This is a genomic window from Pseudomonas mucidolens, assembly GCF_900106045.1.
Classification (GTDB): Bacteria; Pseudomonadota; Gammaproteobacteria; order Pseudomonadales; family Pseudomonadaceae; genus Aquipseudomonas; species Aquipseudomonas mucidolens.
Genome location: NZ_LT629802.1, coordinates 594,740 through 616,526, shown reverse-complemented (window position 1 = coordinate 616,526; position 21,787 = coordinate 594,740). Strand labels below are relative to the sequence as shown.

General features: G+C 58.4%; 14 protein-coding genes and 2 pseudogenes. 5 read left to right on the top strand and 11 right to left on the bottom strand.

The annotated features are described in order from the left end of the window. Nucleotides 1-4: 4 nt before the first annotated feature. A complete protein-coding gene (gene aruF / locus BLU75_RS03020; RefSeq protein WP_084379492.1) occupies nucleotides 5-1,024 on the bottom strand; it encodes an arginine/ornithine succinyltransferase subunit alpha in 1,020 nt (339 codons plus the stop codon). A 175-nt stretch (nucleotides 1,025-1,199) separates the two neighbouring features. After that, the gene (locus BLU75_RS03015; protein WP_084379493.1) at nucleotides 1,200-2,420 is read right to left on the bottom strand and encodes an aspartate aminotransferase family protein; all 1,221 of its coding nucleotides are present in this window, start codon (nucleotides 2,418-2,420) and stop codon (nucleotides 1,200-1,202) included. A gap of 302 nt (nucleotides 2,421-2,722) precedes the next feature. On the opposite strand from BLU75_RS03015, the gene BLU75_RS03010 reads away from it, so the two are divergent. Continuing rightward, complete coding sequence (locus tag BLU75_RS03010; RefSeq protein ID WP_084379494.1) at nucleotides 2,723-8,569, top strand: dermonecrotic toxin domain-containing protein; 5,847 nt, start codon at nucleotides 2,723-2,725, stop codon at nucleotides 8,567-8,569. A gap of 6 nt (nucleotides 8,570-8,575) precedes the next feature. On the opposite strand, the gene BLU75_RS03005 is transcribed toward BLU75_RS03010, so the two are convergent. The 6 genes and pseudogenes from BLU75_RS03005 to BLU75_RS02980 form a co-directional block, all read right to left on the bottom strand. Beyond that, a complete protein-coding gene (locus BLU75_RS03005) occupies nucleotides 8,576-9,556 on the bottom strand; it encodes a GlxA family transcriptional regulator (protein WP_084379495.1) in 981 nt (326 codons plus the stop codon). Between the two features lie 219 nt (nucleotides 9,557-9,775). Beyond that, nucleotides 9,776-10,539, bottom strand: a pseudogene (locus BLU75_RS03000) (ABC transporter ATP-binding protein). 27 nt (nucleotides 10,540-10,566) lie between these two features. Then, a complete protein-coding gene (locus tag BLU75_RS02995) occupies nucleotides 10,567-11,679 on the bottom strand; it encodes a succinylglutamate desuccinylase/aspartoacylase family protein (protein WP_084379496.1) in 1,113 nt (370 codons plus the stop codon). Nucleotide 11,680: 1 nt separating this feature from the next. Further along, nucleotides 11,681-12,379, bottom strand: a complete 699-nt coding sequence (locus BLU75_RS02990; protein ID WP_084379497.1) for an ABC transporter permease — start codon at nucleotides 12,377-12,379, stop codon at nucleotides 11,681-11,683. Further along, nucleotides 12,376-13,065, bottom strand: a complete 690-nt coding sequence (locus BLU75_RS02985) for an ABC transporter permease (RefSeq protein WP_029294434.1) — start codon at nucleotides 13,063-13,065, stop codon at nucleotides 12,376-12,378. The genes BLU75_RS02990 and BLU75_RS02985 overlap by 4 nt, the downstream gene beginning before the upstream one ends. Before the next feature lie 91 nt (nucleotides 13,066-13,156). Further along, nucleotides 13,157-13,942: an ABC transporter substrate-binding protein gene (locus tag BLU75_RS02980; protein ID WP_084379498.1), complete on the bottom strand. Its 786-nt coding sequence runs from the start codon at nucleotides 13,940-13,942 to the stop codon at nucleotides 13,157-13,159. A gap of 851 nt (nucleotides 13,943-14,793) precedes the next feature. Here BLU75_RS02980 and BLU75_RS27135 point away from each other — a divergent pair. After that, nucleotides 14,794-15,159 (top strand): hypothetical protein, encoded by a 366-nt coding sequence (locus tag BLU75_RS27135; protein WP_130909349.1) that lies wholly within the window; start codon nucleotides 14,794-14,796, stop codon nucleotides 15,157-15,159. Between the two features lie 22 nt (nucleotides 15,160-15,181). On the opposite strand, the gene BLU75_RS02970 is transcribed toward BLU75_RS27135, so the two are convergent. The 3 genes from BLU75_RS02970 to acs form a co-directional block, all read right to left on the bottom strand. Continuing rightward, complete coding sequence (locus BLU75_RS02970; RefSeq protein WP_231982606.1) at nucleotides 15,182-15,880, bottom strand: DUF4225 domain-containing protein; 699 nt, start codon at nucleotides 15,878-15,880, stop codon at nucleotides 15,182-15,184. Further along, on the bottom strand, nucleotides 15,873-16,373 hold the full coding sequence (locus BLU75_RS02965; RefSeq protein WP_084379501.1) for an Hcp family type VI secretion system effector: 501 nt from the start codon (nucleotides 16,371-16,373) through the stop codon (nucleotides 15,873-15,875). The genes BLU75_RS02970 and BLU75_RS02965 overlap by 8 nt, the downstream gene beginning before the upstream one ends. Nucleotides 16,374-16,803: 430 nt before the next feature. Then, nucleotides 16,804-18,759 carry an acetate--CoA ligase gene (acs, locus tag BLU75_RS02960; RefSeq protein WP_090221368.1) on the bottom strand — a complete coding sequence of 652 codons (1,956 nt, stop codon included), beginning with the start codon at nucleotides 18,757-18,759 and terminating at the stop codon, nucleotides 16,804-16,806. Nucleotides 18,760-19,155: 396 nt separating this feature from the next. Between acs and BLU75_RS02955 the strand changes: the two genes are divergently transcribed. The 3 genes and pseudogenes from BLU75_RS02955 to BLU75_RS02945 all read left to right on the top strand — a co-directional run. Then, the gene (locus BLU75_RS02955) at nucleotides 19,156-19,425 is read left to right on the top strand and encodes a DUF2790 domain-containing protein (protein WP_084379503.1); all 270 of its coding nucleotides are present in this window, start codon (nucleotides 19,156-19,158) and stop codon (nucleotides 19,423-19,425) included. Between the two features lie 754 nt (nucleotides 19,426-20,179). Then, the gene (locus tag BLU75_RS02950; RefSeq protein WP_090221367.1) at nucleotides 20,180-21,430 is read left to right on the top strand and encodes a ribonucleotide-diphosphate reductase subunit beta; all 1,251 of its coding nucleotides are present in this window, start codon (nucleotides 20,180-20,182) and stop codon (nucleotides 21,428-21,430) included. A gap of 74 nt (nucleotides 21,431-21,504) precedes the next feature. Further along, a pseudogene (locus BLU75_RS02945) lies at nucleotides 21,505-21,723 on the top strand (HNH endonuclease); the annotation flags it as partial. Nucleotides 21,724-21,787 lie beyond the last annotated feature (64 nt).

Sequence of the window (21,787 nt, the reverse complement as noted above, 5' to 3'; positions counted from 1 at the left end):
TCTTTTAAACCGCTACCAGGCGCACGCTGGCACCTTCACCGACGCCCAAGGCTTCGGCGGCTTCCAGGTCCAGCGTCACCGGTTTACCCGGCGCGTAGTCCAGTTCCAGCATCACCGCACGGTAATCCTGCAACTGACCATTGCTGACCAGGTACTGGCGGCCCACGCCCTTGACCATTTCACCGATCTTCACCGGCACCACGCGGCTCTGGGCAATCGAGCGGATACCCGAGACCCGTGCGTGCAACGTCGGGCCACCATCGAAGATGTCGATGTAGTGGTCGGTTTCAAAGCCTTCGCGCATCAGGATGTCGAACGTGATCTGCGCCCGCGGATGAACCTGACCCATCGCTTCCTGCGCGGCGTCCGGCAACAGCGGCACGTAGATCGGGTAATGCGGCATCAGTTCGGCAAGGAAGGTGCGGCTTTTCAGCCCGCACAACCGTTCGGCCGCAGCGTAGTTGAGATCGAAGAAATTACGGCCGATGGCATCCCAGAACGGCGAATCACCATTTTCGTCGCTGTAGCCGACAATCTCGGTCACCACCGAATCGGCAAAACGCTCGGGATGATTGGCGACGAACAGCAGCCGGCCACGGGAGTTGAGTTCCGACCACGGCGAACCGACCAATTCCGGCACCACGTAGAAACTGGTCAGCAGACTGTTGCCGGTCAGGTCATGGCATTGGGACAGGACGTGGATCTTGTTGTGGATCTTCAGTTCACGGGACGCATGTACGAAGGTTTCGTTGCGAAAGCTGTAGAACGGTTCGGAGTAACCGGCCGACGCCACGATGGCCGAACACCCCACCAGCTTGCCGGTGACGCTGTCTTCCAGCACGAAGAAATAGCTTTCTTCACCGTTGAAACTGACTTCGGCGGCGAAGGATGCTTCGCTTGCGGCGATCTTGTCGCTCAGGCGTTCGACATCATCCGGCAGGGAGGTGACACCAATCGGACTGTCCGCGGCCAGACGCTGTACCTCGCCCAGATCAGCCATTTGCGCGGGGCGCATCACCAGCATGGTGTCACTCCTTAAAATCCAGAATAAAAAACAGGGGGCCAAAACAGCGCATTTCCCTGTAGGAGCGAGCTTGCTCGCGAAGATCGTCAACGATAACGCGCGCATCCTCGATGAACGCGGCGTTCTTGAGTATTTCGCGAGCAAGCTCGCTCCTACAGGGCAAAGGCGCAGCGAATCAGGCTTGCGTAAGCGTTTTTACAGCACGTTCAAAACGGTCGAGACCTTCCTGGATATCCGTTTCGTCCACCACCAGGCTCGGGGCGAAACGCACCACGTCCGGGCCGGCTTGCAGGATCATCAGGTTTTCACGCTCGGCGGCGTTGAACACCTCCTTGGCCTTGCCTTTGAAGGCATCGCTCAGCACGCAACCGAGCAGCAGGCCCATGCCGCGCACCTCGGTGAAAATACCGTACTTCTCGCCGATCTGCTGCAGACGGGCGACGAACAGGTCGTGTTTGGTATTGACCCCGGCCAGCACCTGCGGGGTGTTGATCACGTCGATCACGGCTTCCGCGACCGCACACGCCAGCGGGTTGCCGCCGTAGGTGGTGCCGTGCGTGCCGACCACCAAGTGCTTGGCCAGATCTTCACGCGTCAACATCGCTGCGATCGGGAAACCGCCGCCCAGGCTCTTGGCGCTGGTCAGGATGTCCGGAACCACGCCGTAATGCTGGTAGGCAAACAGCTTGCCGCTGCGGCCCATGCCGGTCTGTACTTCGTCAAACACCAGCAACGCGTTGTTCGCGTCACACAACTCGCGAGCACCTTGCAGGTAGGCAAGCTCCGCGGGCAGCACGCCGCCTTCGCCCTGGATCGGTTCCAGCACCACGGCGCAAGTCTTGTCCGAGACGGCAGCTTTCAGCGCTTCCAGGTCGTTGTAGGGAACGTGGGTGATCCCGGTGATTTTAGGGCCGAAGCCGTCGGAGTACTTCGACTGGCCGCCGACGTTGACGGTGAACAAGGTACGCCCGTGGAAACTGTTCAGCGCGGCAATGATTTCGTACTTCTCAGTCCCGAAACGGTCGAACGCCACGCGACGCGCCAGCTTGAAAGCGGCTTCGTTGGCTTCGGCGCCGGAGTTGCAGAAGAACACGCGCTCGGCAAACGTGGCGTCGATCAACTTGTGCGCCAGGCGCAGCGCCGGCTCGTTGGTGAAGACGTTGGAAACATGCCACAACTTGTTGGCCTGTTCGGTCAGCGCACCCACCAGTGCCGGATGGGCATGACCCAGGACATTAACCGCGATACCGCCGGCAAAGTCGATCAGCTCGCGACCCGACTGGTCCCAGACACGCGAGCCTTCGCCACGGACGGGAATAAAGGCGGCAGGCGCGTAGTTAGGCACCATGACCTGGTCGAAATCGGCACGTTGCACCGGGGCTTGCTCAACGGACATCGGAGTCTCCTGAAGAGGAACGCCTGCCTGGAACTGGCGGGCGATGCAGGGATTGTAAGGACAGTTTTCAGCGCGGCCTTGCCGCCAAGCGACAACTTCTTATAGCGCCAACCCCTGATTTTCGCGGGTTTACGCCAATGCGACAAATAGCGTCGCAATGGCGCAGTTTAAACTGCCCAGGCTTTTTACGTCAGGGCCAAAGGCCGCGGATCGACGCGCAACCACGCCCTAATTATCTAGCGTCTAGCGCCACTGTGCGGGTGATTAACTGATCTCCTTTGTCTACCGCTGGAGATTAACCCATGGATACACAGCCCTACGCCCCCCTCTTGAACCTGCCCGCGTGGCTAGGCCAAGCTGCGCCCCATCGTCACCAGGCGCTGAAAGACGCCAAACCGTTGCTGTCCGGCCCACTGCTACAAGCCCCTGCCGCCCAACGGGCCCGACTCAATCAACTGAACGCCGAACATTGGCATGCGCTGAACAGTGTCGACAGTGCGCTGCAAAACCTGCAAGACGCCAAAGCCTTCGCCAAACCGATCCTTGAAGACGCACTGCTCACCCGCTTTGGCCTGCGCCTGGACAGCGAGTCCGTCTATCTGCACCTGTATATCCCGCAAAATCTTCCCTGGCTTACCCTCCCTTCCGGCGGTGCGCGCACCCGGAAGGTTTCCCTGTTGGACGCAGCCCTTTACAACTTTGAGTATCAGGAAACCGCGAAAGACGCCTACGAGCCAGCCTCCACCTATATCACCCAACCTTCGGCCACCGGCCAATTCCAGTCCTTGCCCGCCATCCGGCAAGCCCTGCCCATCACCGTCTTTACCCGCTTGTGCCGCGACCTCGACATCGGCGCCCGTTACACGAGCTATTTGCGCACTCAACTGGGCATGGACGAACCGGCAGTCGCCGCCGCGTTGCAGCAAAAAGTCAGCGCCAGCCAGAAAGCCGCGCTGCGGGTGGCGTTACAAGTGGCACAGCTGCAAAAGGACATCCAGCCCGCGGATGTGCAGTTGATCGAAGCGGTGATCGCGGGCCGCAGTGACCTCGCTCTGAAAGGCCATGACCTGAGTCTGATGGAAACACCGCTCAGCGGCATCCTGGTGTTCGCCGCCGACCTCGATCAATCAAACAGGGTACAGCGCATGGTGGTTTACGTGCCCGATGATCCCGAGCACCCGCTCAAGGGCTACTCCTCCTCGATAGCCTTTCAGAAGGAACTGGTGCGACAACTGCGTAGCGAGGATTATCAGGCGTTTTTCAGTCGCTTCGTCGCCCACGAACATCGCGGCGTGTTTTTCGGGCAGTTGAACCAGCGTCTGTCCCACATCACCTGGCATCCCCCGACCCGGGACAGTAACCTCGCGCCTTGGCGCCAGGAACCCATCGAAAACCCCAAGCTGCAGTTCCTCGCCACGGCTGTCGAGGCCGATCTGTGGCAGCACCTCTACCAGCAGGCGCTCAACAAACTGCTGAATGACGCCCGCACCCAAGCCGTATCCACCGCCAGTGCCGACCGCAAGGCACGTTGGGCGCTGTGGGATTCTTTCGTCGAGGTCGCCTCATCCATCCTCAACGCAGTGCTGCTGGTGGCAACCCCGCTGGTGCCTGGGCTGGGTGAATTGATGCTGGGTTATATGGCCTATCAGTTGCTCGATGAAGTGTTCGAAGGGGTGATCGACTGGGCCGAGGGCGAGGCGCGAGAAGCCTTTACCCACCTGATGGGTGTTCTCCAGTCACTGGTCCAACTGGGGACGTTTGCCGTCGGCGGCAAAATTGCCGTGACCGAGTTGCGCAAGCTCCTGCCGGCGGATGTGGTCGCATTTTTCGACCGATTCAAACCAGTGACACTGGCCAACGGCAATAAGCGCTACTGGAAACCCGACCTCACCCCGTACCGGCATCCCGGCACCTTGCCGCCACACGCGCGCGTCGACGCGCAGGGTCTGCACAGCCTGCAGGGCGAACCGGTGCTGGCCCTGGAAGGCCAGTTGTATGCGCTGGAAAAAGCCGAAGGCAGCGAGCACTACCGCATTAAACACCCGACCCGCCCCGACGCTTACAGGCCCACGGTTCGCCACAATGGTGCCGGCGCCTGGCATACCGAGCTGGAGCACCCTCTGCATTGGGACCGCCCCACCCTGCTGCACCGCCTGGGGCACAAAGTGCGGGGCCTGAGTGCGGCGGACCGCGAGTTGGCCCTGCGCATCAGCGGGACGGAAGAAGACGCCCTGCGCAAGATGCACGTCAACAGCCAGCCCATGCCGCCGCTGCTTGAGGACACCCTGGTGCGCCTGCGCATCGACCGCAGCCTGCAGCAACTGATCGACAACCTGCGCAGCGACGATTCGGCGGTATACCCACGCATCGAGCCGCAGGCCCTGCTGCAACTGCTGACAACCCAGGACGTGTGGCCACCTACCCGATCGCTGCAGTTTCTCGATGAAAAGGGACAGGTAACCTGGACCTTCGGCGACCCGAATCAACCCGCCGTGCAGATCCTCGAAACCCAACTGCAAAATGGCGAACTGCTCAAGTCCTTTCTGCAGTCCCTCAGCCCGGATGAAATCCGCGAGCTGTTCACAGAACGCCTCGGCGACCCCGAACTGAGCCTGGAAACCCGCGCCCACAACCTGCGCAAAAAGCTGGCGGAAACGGCCGAACGTCACCGCACCGCCTTGTTCGACTCCCGCTACGGCTCACTGCCTGACCCCACGCCCCCGACCCAGCAAATCCTGCAGAAAGCGCCAGGCCTGCCCGTCAGCGTGGCCGAGACCTTGCTCGAACATGCCAGCGGCGAGGAACTGGAGATATTGGACCAGGGCCACACGCCGTCACGCCTGGTTGACCTGGCACGCGCCGCTCTCGATGAAGTACGCGTCAATCGTGCGTATGAAGGCCAGCACATGGCCTCGCAAAGCAACATCGATACCGATCGGCTGGCGCTCAACTCGCTGAAATTGCTGCCCGGCTGGTCGGACCAGGTCCTGCTTGAAGCCAGGCACCGCAGCTTCGACGGTGAGCTCTGGAACACCATCGGTCCGGCTGACGCGCCGATTCGACGCACCTTGGTACGCCTCGATTCAGGTCGTTATATACCCCACGATGCGAGCGACGCATTGTCGGGGCAAACCGATCTGTATACCGCTATCCTGCACGCCCTGCCGGATGCCCAGCGGGATGCGCTGAACATCGGCATTCATGACGGGCCTGTGCTTAAAGAGCGCCTGGTCAAGCGCCCACTGCAACGCGAAGAGTTGCGCGTCCTGCTCAACGAGCCGACACCTCAGGGAGTGCGCGTGGAAACGCTGCGCCTGCTGGGCAACAGCGAAGGCTATGTTGGCGAGCTTGAGTCCCCGCCCCCACTGCTGACGTTGCAACAGCGAACCCGCGCGCTGTTTCCGGTACTCAGGGACGAACAGGTGCAGCAGTTGATCGACAACCTGCAACAGCAGCCCGGCGGCGCCCTCGTCGCGATTGCCACACTGGAGAGCGACTACCAGCAACTGGAGACGATCCTGTATACCTGGCAAGACGATGTCCCGGCCAACCATCCCGTCAGCGGCATCCCGCTCACCCGCCGCCAGCGCCAATATCAACGCCAGAATCGCCGCCATTTCGCCGCGCGCCTCAAAGGGTGCTGGCGCCAGGAAACCGAGATCGACAACTACTACAACGACCCCGCACGCGACGGCGTGGTGCTGAAACTGGACTGGCCGATCCTCGGTGAGCTGCCGCTCCTGGACAGCGAGTTCCCGCATGTGTCGCTGCTGACGCTGACGGGTGTCGATGGCACTCAGGGGGTGACGCATTTTCTCGAGCACTTCCCCATGCTGCGCCACCTGGAGGTCCGTGAGATTGCCCTCGGCGAATTGCCGCCGCCGCTCAGCGACATGCTCAACCTGCGCACCTTGAGCCTAGACAACTGCCAGATCGTTCTCACTGCCGAGAGCGAGGCGCGTCTGGTGGCGATGAATCGTCTGGAAAGCCTGAACCTGCACCAGAATCCGTTGGGCCGAGCGCCCGATATTCGAACCATGACCAGCCTGGAAGACCTGGACCTGTCGGAGACCGGGATTGACCAGTGGCCCGCCGGCCTGCTGCAGCTACCGACGCTGGAAAGCGTATTTTTGGGCGACAACCGTCTTAGCGAGCTGCCGACAGCACTGTTCGAATTGCCGCCGTCCGCCAGCGAGCGCTTCGACCTCACCGGCAATCCGCTTTCGCGCGCGACACTCGAGCGTTTCAAAGCATACTACCAGCGCCACAAAACCTATTGGATCGTGGACGCGGCGCCGGTCGACCAGCGAGACGCGCACCTGCTGTTCCCCTCCCTGAGCCATCAGGACATCAACCAGTTCATCTTCAGCCTGCCCGGTGATATCGAGGCCGGCCGGCGCGAACTGGCCCGCCTGGCGAACGAATTGGAAACCCTGCAGCAAGAGTTGGGGGCCTGGACATCCGACACCACGCTCGCCGAACTCGAACGGGCCAGGCGTCAGGCGGTCCAGCAACGACTGGAACGCAGCTGGCGCCGTGAGACCGCACCCGACGGGAATTTCATCCATGCGTTGACGCTGTCTTCGGCGCTGGCCGGCGAGCTGCCGGCAATGAGTGCGCAGTTCAAGCACATCACTTACCTGAAGCTCGACGGCAACGGTCTCGCACTGCAACCGGGAGCCTTTCTCAGGAGCTTTGCCGAGCTGGATACGCTGACCATCGAACAGGCACGCCTGGGGGATATTCCCGGCGCAATATTCGACTTGCCGAAACTCACCGACCTGAGCCTGCCCAACTGCATGATTAGCTTGTCCGAAACCAGCCAGGCGGCGCTGGGCAACATGAGCAACCTCGACCATCTGGACCTGAGCCACAACCCGCTGGGGCGCGTTCCGGATTTTCGCGGCCTGGACAACTTGAGTCATGTTTCCCTGCAGGACACCGGCCTGCGCGAAGTCCCCGAAGGCCTGCTGATCGAGGACCGACCTGTCGCGGTCAACCTGAGCCACAACGCCATCGAGGAGCTGCCGGCTTTCAGCTTCAGCTTGCCGCCGACGCTCACCCAGCTCTTCGATCTCAGTGCCAATCCGCTGTCCCCCCAGACCCTGGAGCGGATCAAAATCTACTGCCAGAACATGGGCGAATTCTTCAACGCCCAAGCCCCCCGCGCAGAACGGGACAGAGTCAAAGCCCTCTACCCGCGCCTGGCGGATAATGCGGTCGACCGCTTTATCTTCAACCTGCCGGGAGACATGGCCGAGGTCACCACCTACCTGGCGCGTCTCGAGGCCGAGTACCAACAGTTGGGAGCTGACCTGCAGCAATGGGTGCTCAGCGTGCCCGACCGACACCCGGTCCTGGATGTGCCGCTGGATGAGCCCTCGCGCGTAGAGGAGCAATTGCGCCGTCGCGATTTCAAGCGCTTGCTGGAACAGGCATGGCGCCGCGAAAGCGAAGAGGACATTCGCAGCCCGGGCGAAGACATCACCTATCGCTTGACGGTCGATCTCACGCTCATGGGCGAACTGCCGCGCATAAATGCACGTTTTGAGCATATTTCGCTGTTCGATTTCACCGGCGACGGCACCACCACCGCGGTTGACGCCACGCTGGACTGTTTCCCCAACCTACAGACGCTGAAACTGCGGCATTGTTACCTGCGTTCACTACCGCGTGCGCTGTTCAAGCTGCCCAAGCTCACCTACCTCGACTTGAGCCATTGCGCGATTACCCTGACCGCCGATACCGCACGCACCGTATCGGAGCTGAGTGCACTGGAGTTTCTCAGGATGAACAATAACCCGCTGAGCCTGGCCCCCGATATCAGCGGCCTGAACAACCTGCTGGCGCTGCAACTGCGTGACGCCCAGATTAGCGCGGTGCCGCGAGGGGCATTTCAGCTCGCCCGCTTGCACATTCTGGACCTGGGCAACAACCAGATCTCGACGATCCCGTCCGACCTGCTGGAAATGATCCCGACGTTCCTCGATGAATGCGATCTGAGTGGCAACCCGCTGTCGGCGCAAAGCCTGCGGCATCTCAGGACGTACTACCAACGCACCGGGCAGGACTTCCAGGTGCCTGAAGCGGCACGCGACGAACAGGGTAATCCGTTGCCGGTGCCGGTCCCGCAACCCCAGGAGGAATAAGGCCGATCAGCCCCGTTCGGACGGCACCGAAGACAGTTCGAACGGGCTGCTGCTGCGACGCTGGTTGCGGTCTTCGCGCGGCGTGGCACCGAAGAAATTGCGGTAGGCGCTGGAGAAGTGCGGCCCCGAGGAGAAGCCGCATGACAGGCCGATCTGGATGATCGACTTGCTGGTTTGCATCAACATCTGCCGTGCCTTGTTCAGGCGCAACTCCAGGTAATACTGGCTGGGAACGCGATTGAGGTATTGCTTGAAAATCCGCTCCAGTTGTCGTCGCGACACGCAGACATGCTGAGCGATTTCATCGGTGGTCAACGGCTCTTCGATATTCGCTTCCATCAGCAACACCGCCTGGATCAGCTTGGGATGGCTCGAGCCCAGGCGGTTTTGCAGCGGAATACGCTGGCGCTCGCCGCCTTCGCGGATGCGTTCTACCACCAATTCTTCCGATACCGCACCGGCCAGTTCGGCGCCGTGATCACGCGCCAGCACCGCCAGCAGCAGATCGAGTACCGACATGCCACCGCAGGCAGTCAGGCGATCACGATCCCAGTCAAACAAATGGCTGGTGGCGATGACCTTGGGAAAGCGCTCGGCAAAATCATCCTGCCAACGCCAGTGCACGGCCGCCCGATAACCGTCAAGCAACCCCAACTGCGCCAACGGATAAACACCCGCCGACAACCCACCAATCACGCAGCCCGCACGGACAAGCTGTTTGAGTGCCGTACTGAGTGGCGAGGCAATGACGGTCGGCGGCTCGTCGGCCAGCAAGAACAACTTCTGGAAGCCTTCAAGCTTGCCGGCCCAGGGTTCGCCGGGTAATTTCCAGTCACCTTCGACCGGCGGCTCGGCCTGCAGAAACGATACCTCGTAAACCACGTCCGGATGCACCCGCTGGGCAACCCGCAAGGCCTCCTCAGCCAGCGCAAGCGTCAGTGCTTTAGTGCTGGGCCAAATCAGGAAACCAATTCGATGGGCGGTCATGGAGGGCTATCCGAAACGAGTAACAGTAATAAAGACAAAGGCCAATGCTAGCCCGTAAACCAACACAAATCTCAAAAACAATGAAGACCGTCCCACCTGTAGGAGCGAGCTTGCTCGCGAAAAACCTGAGAACGCCAAGGGCGTGTCAGGCATTCCGCGTTATCGTTGACGATCTTCGCGAGCAAGCTCGCTCCTACAGGGGGTGAGTAGCGGCCGTTATTATTTCAAGCTACCGGACAAGAACTGCTGCAACCGTTCGGACTGCGGGTTGACCAGCACTTCTCGCGGGTTGCCACGTTCTTCGACGATGCCTTTGTGCAGGAACACCAACTGGTTGGATACTTCGCGGGCAAACCCCATTTCGTGCGTCACCACCACCATGGTCCGACCTTCCTGGGCCAGGTCCTGCATGACTTTCAATACGTCGCCCACCAGCTCGGGATCGAGAGCCGAGGTGGGCTCGTCGAACAGCATCACTTCAGGCTCCATCGCCAGCGCCCGGGCAATCGCTACGCGCTGTTGTTCGCCACCGGACATGTGGCCGGGGAACGCATCCTGGCGATGCCCCACGCCAACTTTGGCCAAGTAGTGCTCGGCCTTTTCGCGGGCTTCCTTTTTCGAAACACCGAGTACATGCACCGGCGCCTCCATGACATTTTCCAGCGCGGTCATGTGCGACCACAGGTTGAAATGCTGGAACACCATCGACAGCCGCGAACGCATGCGCTGCAGTTGTTTCGGGTCGGCAGCCTTCATGGCGCCGTCTTTGCCGGCCACCAGTTTCAACTCTTCGTTGTTGAGCAGAACCTTGCCGGCGTGAGGTTGCTCCAGCAGGTTGATACAGCGCAAAAGGTACTTTTACCTGAACCACTGGAACCGATGATGCTGATCACATCACCCGCCGCGGCGGCCAGGGAAACACCTTTGAGCACTTCATGACTGCCATAGCGTTTATGCAGGTCTTGGACTTCAAGTTTGTACATGCGGTCGGTTCTCACAAAAACAGTTGGTCAGTCGTTGAGCAAGCGCCCGTGACGCAGCGCTTCGCGCCCCGCCACCTTGGCCAGCCAGAAACCCGCTTGGGCATAACGTAGCCGTTCAACGGCAAACAACACCCCGGACGTGCCCGCGCAAACAGTGCTGGCGCGGTCGGTCAAGGGATCAATGACTTCAAATAGCGGCTCGCCCGCTTCCACCCAGTCACCGGCTTTACGCAGATAGCTGATCACGCCGGCATGGGGCGCGAACAGCAACTCGGTGCCTTCAAACGGCACGCCTTCGCAGGGTTCAAATTGCGCGGCGGGCCACTCGCCACGGATCAGGCCTTGTTCAGCGAGAAACGCCAGAATGCCTTCAGCGTGAAAAATCGCCTCGTCGCGCCCGGTATCGGCCTGACCACCCAACTCCAACGTCGTCGCCAGACACGCCAGGGGAATCTGCGCCTCGGGGAATGCACGCGACAGACGCAACCACGGCAGCGAACAGGCTTCGTCAAAGGAGCTGCCGCCGGAGTCTTCCGCCAGCAAGCCGACCTTCACGTTCAGGTGCGCCGACAGTGAACGCCATTGCGGCCAGTGCTGAGGCAAAGCGTACATGTGCAACGCAGCTTCGGCGTCGCAATGCAGGTCCAGCACCACATCAGCATCGCAAGCGTGACTCAGCAACAGCCGCTGCATGCCTTGCAGCTGGCTGGCAGCCGGCGGCAAGGCATTGAGTACCTCGGCCATCGCCTGGCGAATCAAGCGCACGTTGGCGCGAGGATCATCCCCCAGTTCGCCCTGGAGGCGTGCGGCCACCGGCTCACTCAACTCGACGAAATCGCGGTTGAAATTCTTGCCGCTGCCGACTTCAAAGCGCCCTTGGTGAGCACCTTGCAGCAACTGGCCGAGGCCCATCGGATTGGCCACCGGCACCAGTTCTATCACACCGTTGAGGGCGCCTTGCTGTTCGAGTTCGCTCAGGCGCTTTTTCAGCTCCCAGGCGGCGCGCATCCCCGGCAATTCATCGGCGTGCAGACTGGCCTGGATATAGGCCTTGCGCTCGCCGCCGCCGAAACGGAACACCGTCAGCTGGCGCTCGCAGCCCAAATGCCCCCAAGGCAACACGTGATCGATACGTTCCATATCAGTGCTTCCGAGGAGCCAGGTAGCTCAGCCAGCGGCGCTCGGCCAACTTGAACAGGCGCACCAGAATGAAGGTCAGGCACAAGTAGAAGACACCCGCGGTGATATAGGCTTCAAACGGCAAATAGTACTGCGCGTTCACAGTGCGGGCGGCTCCCGTAATATCGATCAGGGTCACGATAGAAGCCAGGCTGGTGGTCTGCAGCATCATGATCACTTCGTTGCTGTACTGCGGCAGTGCCCGGCGCAGGGCCGAGGGCAGCAGGATCCGGCTGTACAACTTGTAGCGCGACATTCCCATGGCCTTGGCCGCTTCGATCTCGCCATTCGGCGTGGCCTTGAGGCTACCGGCAATGATCTCGGCGGTGTAGGCGCTGGTGTTGATGGCAAACGCGAGGCAGGCGCAGAAGGTCGCACTGGACAGCCACGGCCACAGGAAACTCTCGCGCACCGCTTCGAACTGGGCCAGGCCGTAGTAGATCAGGAACAGTTGCACCAGCATCGGTGTACCGCGAATCACATAGGTGTAGAGCCAGGCCGCGCCGTTGATCACCGGCTGCTTGGACACACGCATCAACCCCAGGGGCAAAGCGGCGAGCAAGCCGAAGAACAGCGAAATCAGCAGCAATTTCAGGGTGGTCAGCAAACCGCCGAAATACAGCGGCAAGGCCTCCCAGATGACGTTGTAGTCGAAGATCATAGATCAGCCGCCTTTACGCCAACCGAGTAGCGCTTCTCAAGGTAACGCAGGGCCAGCAACGAAACGCTGGTGATCACCAGGTACATCGCCGCCACTGCGAGGAAGAAGGTAAAAGGTTCGCGGGTGGCGTCTGCCGCCTGCTTGGCCTTGAACATCATGTCTTGCAGGCCCACCACGGAAATCAACGCGGTCGCCTTGGTCAACACCAGCCAGTTGTTGGTGAAGCCAGGGATCGCCAGCCGGATCATTTGCGGCACCATCACCCGGAAGAACACCTGGAACGGACTCATGCCATACGCCATGCCCGCCTCCGCCTGACCTTTGGGGATAGCCATGAAGGCGCCCCGGAAGGTTTCCGAAAGGTAGGCGCCGAAGATGAAACCCAGGGTGCCGATACCGGCGGCCAAGGGGTTCAAGTCAATATAGTCGTCGTAGCCCAGTAGCGGCGCGACGCGGTTGAGCAGGTCCTGACCACCGTAGAAAATCAGCAGGATCAGTACCAGGTCGGGGATCCCGCGGATCACCGTGGAGTACAAGTCGCCCAGCCAGGCCAACCAGCGCACCGGCGACAGGCGTAGTGCGACCCCAATCAGACCCAGAACAATGGCCAAGGCCATGGACGACAAGGCGAGCTGAAGCGTCAACCATGCGCCATCGAGGATAACGGCCCCGTAGCCTTTCAACATGATTCAGGTCCTCGAAAAGGCGGATGAAAAAATGGCGCAAACGTCAGAGATCCTGGTGCTTGCGCCATTATGGACAGACAACTGCGATGACTTACTTGGCGTCAGCGCCGTAAATATCGAAGTTGAAGTACTTGTCCTGGATAGTCTTGTACTTACCGTTGGCACGGATCGCGGCGATAGCGGCGTTGATACGGTCGAGGTTCTTCTGGTCGCCTTTGCGCACCGCAATGCCTACGCCGTCGCCGAAGTACTTGACGTCGGTGAAGGACGGACCGGTGAACGCGTAGCCTTTACCGGCTGGCGTATCGAGGAAACCTTCCTGCAGCAGGGTCGCGTCGGCCACGGTGCCGTCGAGGCGACCCGATTTGATATCCAGGTAGATTTCGTTCTGCGAGCTGTAAGGCACAACGGTAGCGCCCTCCGGAGCCAGGACTTCCTTGGCGAAACGGTCGTGGATCGAACCGCGCTGCACGCCGATTTTCTTGCCTTTGAGTTCATCCAGGCTTTCGCTGACCGCCGTACCGTCCTTCATTACCAGGCGTGCCGGCGTCAGGTAGTAACGGTTGGTGAAGTCCACGGACTTCTTGCGGTCTTCGGTGATCGACATGGAGGACAGGATCGCGTCGATCTTGCGCACTTTCAACGCCGGGATCAGACCGTCGAACTCTTGCTCGACCCAGGTGCACTTGACTTTCATCTCTTCGCACAAGGCGTTGCCGATGTCGTAGTCGAAACCGACGATACTGCCGTCCGGCGCCTTCGAGGCGAACGGAGGGTAAGCCGCTTCGATACCAATTTTCAGGGGTTTCTCTTCAGCGAAAGCCTGCATGGACAGTACGGACAGCGCCAGGGCGCCCAACAGCACGAGTTTCTTCATCTTGGGACTCCATCGGTATAGGGCAAAAACAGCAGTATGAGCCAGGGCCCACGATGCGACTGAGTGAAACCGAATAACGCTGCTGCGTCCTGACCAGCGACGACGAGCGAGTGATCGGCATTCTAACGACAGGCCAGAAGCCGATATTTCCTCAATGCGACAACAATTTACAGAAGCACCAAGAAAGCGGTTCCAACACATTGACAGTCTCTGGATTTTATGCAGAGAAAAAAGACACTAAACCTTTTACCGTTGCAAATTGCGGGCCTATTATTCGCAAACCCTTCTGGCACGGCAAGTATAGCGTTTGATCTTATTTACAGGGGCGCCTAAAACGGGCGTTTGAAGGGCATGGACGTAGCACTTTGCCCCATGCTCAGGCAAAGGGTTACACATTTTCACTATTCGGTAACATTCAGAAGGCTCCTACAGCAAAAACCGATATTTATTGAGCTCTTGGGTAGGGTAATCCGGCTCAGCCCGGTGCCTTCCAATGTAAGCTTTATCACATCTCTGTTCAGATCTGCCTTGATAAAACAGTTGCGCCCTCTAGCCTGAACGTCAGGAGGGCCCACTCCACGCCCTGGCTCGTGCGCAGCGGAGCTGCTCGCTATATGACGGCAGCCGTAGAACCGCTAGGACAACACTGCTATCCGGCGCTGAGCGAGGATTTGACACATCTGACGCCCACCCTTCGGACACATCAGAATGTGGGGCTGGAATTTCTTCGCAGCCATCAGGCGAGGTCACCCGTGGCGAACTGCGAGCGTGAGTACGCAAGCGTAGTGGGCATATTGAACAAAGCGGAGGCATGGCGGACGGGATGACTGATTAGACAAGCGTTTGCCTTGATGAAAACCATCGCCCTGGTTTTCTGCTTGAGCGCCTTTGTTCCACGAACAAAGGCTCTACCTGCGGCAGATTTCTCGGCCTTCCGTGTCAGGCGTTACACCTACTCCATAAGTAGGGGGTATATTATTCTACAGATTCATCGCAAAGGACGCTCATCAAACATGTATACGATCAAATATCTAGTCAGCTTGGGATTGATCCTTATCGGCTGTTCAATGGGCTACACAATGATTATCGTCTGGGGCATAACAAAAGTCTTCCCGCTGGAAGGCGCAACCTATTGGGTCGTCAGTACAACTGTGTTCACTATCATCTTCTTTGCCGGTTTACGCTTCTACATGCCAAGATTACGCAAAGTGTGGTAGCGAGAGCGACCACATCACACCATCACTGGCTTACTATTTCAGATTCCTTCCCTGAAACCAAAGCATTAATCGTAATTGAATCAACTAGGGCTTCGAAAAGCAGGGCCAATTTACCGGCTTGTTGGTAGGTAGCTTCATAATTCAAAGGGTCACGCCTGAAAAACTCTACTGAATCCGCCTTACGTATTGGCCGCATCATACCTCCCGCCGACAAAACCAAGTCGATAGCCCCATATGCTATATCCCCTTTATAATCATCTCCTAAAAAAAATTGGTAGGCTCGCCTTGTAGGTCCTTGTGTCGCCGGGGCGTCAGGACCGTTATAGATATTCATCCCTCCTTCATACATATTATTTACACCATGTGCGAAAAAAAACGCACCTACCGGCGCTCCCACGCCGTATGAAGCGCCTGTAATCGCAACACCTGCTTCAATCTGCATGCCGCCCGCAACCAATCCGATACCGTGTTGTGCATAAAAAAGCGCTTGGGAGGAAAGGACAGCATACTCTGCCTTTATCTCGCGCACGCCCTCCCAAGCACTTATTACTCCGTCGTTAACCGCGCTTATAACCTCATTCACATAACGGGAAACGATTGAGCTGAACTGAAGCTGAGCAATCCCATCATAGAGCCTCGTAGTGCCAATTGTGCACCCTAAAGCAACCAGTTCAGAGGCAGCCTTGACGACGTCATTAATATCACACGACTGCTCACTCACCTTCACCACCCCAAGAGCTATAAGCACTTGTACTCGCTTGATGGTGCGCCCAGCTAATCTCCCGATATCTTATAGCCATAAGTTCCTGTGGCTGCGCGTCGCCCATATAAATGGCATGCGGCACCTGGACACGTAAATTGGCAATACGTGCGCCACTTAAAATCACAGTAAAATATTTTTCGTGAAAGCCTGCAGATGAAGTGCGATAAAAATTGATTTTACACTCGATCTCTTCACCCTCATGAAGAGCGCTGGCCAACAACGGCGTAGACTTATCAATATTTTTCGTGAGAACGACTGGCATATGCTTACCCCGGCCACCCGAGGTACTTCCGTCATTACCAGCCGCCATATCATGAGAGTAAGACAAAACCATAATTTCGTCTTCATGGCCCGCTTGACACTTATTCCCAATAGAGTCTTGAGTGGAGCAACCTGCGGAAATCAAACCTTGTTTCTTTCCGACGATAGTCATGTAGCTGTGATTAGCCATGCGCCTTCCTCCGTCTGGTAATCCAGCCATCCTATTACAACGATTTCAAACGTATTTGTAGGTACCTTCCGAAAAAACTTACAAGATATTTCGAACTTAGGCCTGCCGTCGCGAGAACAAAGTTGGACGGGGTTTTCCGACGCCTTAAGTGATGAGTTTGTCCTTCCTTCAGCGTATTTTCCGTTGCCCTTCAATGACCAGCTTGGAAGCCGAGATGTGCAACGGTTCTATCGAGGCGAAGGCCAGCGAAAAACTTCATTGAGCGGAGGTGGCAAGGCTTACGGTGGCTTCGATCCATCGCCCCCAACAAAAACCAAAACTTTTACAGACGCACGACAACGATCGATCCTGAGCCACCGCCGACGGCGTGCGGCACAAAAAAGCCCCACCCGGCTCACACCGAATGGGGCTCTGTCCCACCTTCCCCGCCTTACGCGACGTTCATGGTCTTGTGCGTTTCGATCAAATGCGCGACTACGCCTGGATCCGCCAAGGTCGAGATATCGCCCAACCCGTCATACTCGGCCGTGGCAATCTTGCGCAGGATACGGCGCATGATTTTCCCCGAACGGGTCTTCGGCAAACCCGGCGCCCACTGGATCACATCCGGCGAAGCAATCGGCCCGATCTCCTTGCGCGCCCAGTTTTTCAGTTCCAGGCGCAGCGCTTCGTTAGGCTCCTCGCCATTCTTCAGGGTGACGTAGACATAAATGCCCTGGCCTTTGATGTCGTGCGGTACACCCACCACCGCCGCTTCCGCGACTTTCGGGTGAGCAACCATGGCGCTTTCGATTTCAGCGGTACCCATACGGTGACCGGACACGTTCAACACATCGTCCACGCGGCCGGTGATCCAGTAGTAGCCGTCCTCGTCACGCCGCGCACCGTCGCCAGTGAAATACATGCCACGGAACGTCTTGAAATAGGTATCGACGAAGCGATCGTGGTCGCCGAACAGCGTACGCGCCTGACCCGGCCAGGAATCGAGGATCACCAGATTGCCTTCAGCTGCACCTTCAATCAGGTTGCCCAGGTTATCCACGAGCGCCGGCACCACGCCGAAGAACGGCCGCGCCGCAGAACCCGGCTTGAGTGCATGAGCACCCGGCAACGGGCTCATCATGTTGCCGCCAGTCTCGGTTTGCCACCAGGTATCGACAATCGGGCAACGGGATTGACCGACGTTCTTGTAATACCAATCCCACGCTTCCGGGTTGATCGGCTCACCCACCGAACCCAACAGGCGCAAGCTGCTGCCGTCAGCGCCTTCGCAGGCGGCGGTGCCGGAAGCCATCATCGCGCGGATTGCGGTTGGCGCGGTGTAGAGAATGTTGACCTTGTGCTTGTCGACAATTTTCGCCACCCGGGTGATGTCCGGGTAGTTCGGTACGCCTTCGAACAGCAGCGTGGTCGCGCCATTGGCCAGCGGGCCGTAGACAATATAGGTGTGACCAGTGACCCAACCAACGTCGGCGGTGCACCAGTAGATTTCCCCTGGGCGGTAGTCAAACACGCGCTCGTGGGTCAGGGCCGCGTACAACAGGTAACCGCCCGTGGTGTGCTGCACACCCTTCGGCTTACCGGTGGAGCCGGAGGTATACAGGATGAACAGTGCCTCTTCGGCGCCCATTTCTTTAGGTGCACAGACGGTACCGGCGACCTTCATCAGATCTTCGTACCAGATGTCACGGTGCTGGTTCCACTTGATCTGGCCATTGGTGCGCTTGCACACAATGACTTTCTGGATGCTGCTGGTTTCCGGGTTGGTCAGGGCGTCGTCAACATTGGCTTTGAGCGCAACTTTCTTACCAGCCCGAATGCCTTCGTCGGCGGTGATCACCACTTTGGATTTGCAGTCGATGATACGTCCGGCCAGCGCCTCTGGCAAAAATCCGCCAAACACCACCGAATGAATCGCACCGATCCGGGTACAGGCCAGCATCGCGACCACGGCTTCGGGAATCATCGGCATATAGATAGTCACCACGTCGCCGCGGTGCACATCCTGACCACGCAGGGCGTTGGCGAACTTGCAGACTTGCTCATGCAGCTCGCGATAGGTGATGGTACGGCTTTCGGAAGGGTCATCGCCTTCCCAGATGATTGCGGCCTGATCGCCTCGCTCGGCGAGGTGACGATCCAGGCAGTTGTAGGAGACGTTCAAGGTGCCATCAGCGAACCACTTGATGTCGACATGGTGATCATCGAACGAAGTCTGCTTCACCGTGGTGAAAGGTTTGATCCAGTCAAGTCGCTTGGCTTGCTCACGCCAGAAACCATCGGGGTTGACCACCGATTGCTGGTACATGGCCTTGTAGGTCGCCTCGTCGGTCAGCGTGTTGGCTGCTACTTCGGGGCGAACGGGGTACAGGGAAGCCGCACTCATCTTTCTTACCTCGGTGACAATAGTTGTTGTTGTATGGCCCTTTTGTAGCCGGGGCGGACCTATAGAACCATTCGACGATGGTAGTAACAAGCCCCTACAAATTACCCTGCATTGTCTGCGCGCCGCTCTGGTCCGCGGCTTGCGGAGATTTTCCACAGCGTAAAAATACCTTCGGCCGGGGTGATTGTTACAAAAACCGCCAATAGTGTTTATCAAAAGCACGGGTATATGAATAAAACACAGGCGCCTAAAATCAATTCCGCCAACAAGGCACCGTGATTAACCAAGTTGCAGCCCCCACGAAGGCACGTTAATCCGAACTTTCCAATCAAGTTACACACGCGGCCTCACAAGGGCCCCGTGCTCCCACTCGAGCCTAAAAAGATAAAGATAGAAATGAAAGCTTTATGGGTAATGGTCCTTACCAGCGTATGCGCTAGCGCGGCTTTGGCCGACGAAATGCCGACTGACGTCGCCAGCCAGCAGACTGCCGTTGTCGAGGAGTACACCTACTCCAGTCATTTGGACATTGCTAAAGTACTGTCCATGAGTGCAATCCCGAATGTCTGTGAAGTTGTTCCGGCGCGCATGGAGTATGAAGATCATCAAGGCCAGCGGCATATTCTCAATTACAAAATCATGGGTGATGGTTGCTCCAACGGTTAAGTACGTTGTTAGTTAAAACTTGCCCTGGCGCTGTACGCCGCAAGAAATCGTTCTTGCGGCCAGGGACTACCTGCAAGATCCCCATGGCAATGGTGATCAAAAACCAGTGCAGAGCAACGCCGCCTTCTAATGATGTAGGAGCGAGCTTGCTCGCGAAAAACCTGAGGGCGCCTCGGGGTATCAGCTATCCCACATCTTCATTAACGTTCCTCGCAAGCAAGAACTAGGCGTCCCCCTCGCTCCTGCAGGGCGGGGAAGGGTCACAAAAAACCAGGTCGGCTGCCAGGCCGCCGTGCTTTTGATTTTGATCTTCGGCACCCCGTTCAAGCACAACAACCGTAGTCCGATATTGATTCGCAGCGCGCCCTCACCGCCCGTCAAAAAAATCCTGCTCCGGCAAACCCTTGTAAACTCGCGCTCCGGCTCGAAAAGGCGGCATTTTGCCCCTCGACTGAGGCCATCTGCCGCAACACAAAGCCGAATTTTTCCCTATAATGCGCGGGTAAATCGGGCCTGCAATATCCCTTTACATGGGACACAGAGCCAGACCTGAGGCCCCGCTGGAGCCAGCAAGCATCGCTCCGCCCCTCAAGCCTCAAGCAGAACACCCGTAGCCCTATTCCGTTTAATGCCTGCGCTAGCTGTTGCAACAAACGATTCCTTAAAGATCCACCGCGGCCTCTGGGCCGTGTGAACACCCAACCACGCGGTTTCACACGGGCACCTTTGGCCCTCACGCAGGAGACGACATGTCATGCTGAGCTGGGACGAATTCGACAAAGAAGAAGAAGGCGAAGTAGCCACTAAAGGCGCCAACGCCGGCCACGCCACCGAAGCCAACATGGATCGCCTCGACGGAGCCGGCGCTGCCGCCGCCCTCGAAGCCCGTGCCGTCACCGCCAGTGACTCCGCCGCCATCGTTCGGGCCAAGGCCGCCCTCGACAAGCTCGACGTCGCCGAAGGCCTCGCCGAGCTCGAAGGCGCCGCCGCCCGGGTCGCGGTTGACGAAAAACGCATGATCAACTGCCGCGCCGACCTCAACCAACTCGTGCCCTTCAAGTACGACTGGGCCTGGCAGAAATACCTCGACGGCTGCGCCAACCACTGGATGCCGCAAGAGGTCAACATGACCGCCGACATCGCGCTGTGGAAAAACCCCGAAGGCCTGACCGACGACGAACGTCGCATCGTCATGCGCAACCTGGGCTTCTTCTCCACCGCCGACTCGCTGGTCGCCAACAACCTGGTGCTGGCCGTGTACCGCCTGATCACCAACCCGGAGTGCCGCCAGTACATCCTGCGCCAGGCCTTCGAGGAAGCGATCCACACCCACGCCTACCAGTACTGCATCGAATCCCTGGCCATGGATGAAGGCGAAATCTTCAACATGTACCACGAGATCCCGTCGGTCGCGAAAAAAGCCGCCTGGGGCCTGAAATACACCCGCTCGATCTCCGATCCGAAGTTTGAAACCGGCACCGTCGACACCGACAAGGAGCTGCTGCGCAACCTGGTCGCCTACTACTGCGTCCTCGAAGGCATCTTCTTCTACTGCGGCTTCACCCAGATCCTGTCCATGGGCCGGCGCAACAAAATGACCGGCGTCGCCGAACAGTTCCAGTACATCCTGCGCGACGAGTCGATGCACCTGAACTTCGGTATCGACGTGATCAACCAGATCAAAATCGAAAACCCGCACTTGTGGGATGCCGAGATGAAAGAAGAAGCGACCCAGATGATCCTGCAAGGGACCCAACTGGAAATCGAATACGCCCGCGACACCATGCCGCGCGGCGTCTTGGGCATGAACGCGGCGATGATGGAGGACTACCTCAAGTTCATCGCCAACCGTCGTCTGTCGCAGATCGGCTTGAAGGAAGAGTACCCAGGCACCACCAACCCGTTCCCATGGATGAGCGAAATCATGGACTTGAAGAAAGAGAAGAACTTCTTTGAGACGCGGGTGATTGAGTATCAGACCGGTGGCGCGCTTAGCTGGGATTGATGGTCTCAAAATCACGTAACAATTAAAGCCCTGCGATTACACGCAGGGTTTTTTTATGGAAAACACAACGACATATTTGCGCAGGCTGCGGTTCAAATTCGCCCTTTGTAGTCGACGGCCCGCCATGTCTTGAAGTCCATCACCTCAAGCACCTCGCCCATAAGGGTTCGGATCGCATCACCAATGCTGTAGCCTTGTGCCCCAATTGCCATCAGCGTTGTCACCGGTCGAGTGACCGGGATGTTTTTACCGCCGGTCTTTACTCGACAATCACGCGATTGATACAGGAGTAAATTCCTGCGGTCACAACACATGCATTCCAAAAAAATAGTAGATAGGACCGAGGCCAACCCGTGA

Excerpts from the sequence above, each read along its gene's own strand:
- aruF (WP_084379492.1), bottom strand. The coding sequence starts at position 1,024 with ATGCTGGTGATGCGCCCCGCGCAAATGGCTGATCTGGGCGAGGTACAG.
- BLU75_RS03015 (WP_084379493.1), bottom strand. The coding sequence starts at position 2,420 with ATGTCCGTTGAGCAAGCCCCGGTGCAACGTGCCGATTTCGACCAGGTC.
- BLU75_RS03010 (WP_084379494.1), top strand. The coding sequence starts at position 2,723 with ATGGATACACAGCCCTACGCCCCCCTCTTGAACCTGCCCGCGTGGCTA.
- BLU75_RS03005 (WP_084379495.1), bottom strand. The coding sequence starts at position 9,556 with ATGACCGCCCATCGAATTGGTTTCCTGATTTGGCCCAGCACTAAAGCA.
- BLU75_RS02995 (WP_084379496.1), bottom strand. The coding sequence starts at position 11,679 with ATGGAACGTATCGATCACGTGTTGCCTTGGGGGCATTTGGGCTGCGAG.
- BLU75_RS02990 (WP_084379497.1), bottom strand. The coding sequence starts at position 12,379 with ATGATCTTCGACTACAACGTCATCTGGGAGGCCTTGCCGCTGTATTTC.
- BLU75_RS02985 (WP_029294434.1), bottom strand. The coding sequence starts at position 13,065 with ATGTTGAAAGGCTACGGGGCCGTTATCCTCGATGGCGCATGGTTGACG.
- BLU75_RS02980 (WP_084379498.1), bottom strand. The coding sequence starts at position 13,942 with ATGAAGAAACTCGTGCTGTTGGGCGCCCTGGCGCTGTCCGTACTGTCC.
- BLU75_RS27135 (WP_130909349.1), top strand. The coding sequence starts at position 14,794 with ATGAAAACCATCGCCCTGGTTTTCTGCTTGAGCGCCTTTGTTCCACGA.
- BLU75_RS02965 (WP_084379501.1), bottom strand. The coding sequence starts at position 16,373 with ATGGCTAATCACAGCTACATGACTATCGTCGGAAAGAAACAAGGTTTG.
- acs (WP_090221368.1), bottom strand. The coding sequence starts at position 18,759 with ATGAGTGCGGCTTCCCTGTACCCCGTTCGCCCCGAAGTAGCAGCCAAC.
- BLU75_RS02955 (WP_084379503.1), top strand. The coding sequence starts at position 19,156 with ATGAAAGCTTTATGGGTAATGGTCCTTACCAGCGTATGCGCTAGCGCG.
- BLU75_RS02950 (WP_090221367.1), top strand. The coding sequence starts at position 20,180 with ATGCTGAGCTGGGACGAATTCGACAAAGAAGAAGAAGGCGAAGTAGCC.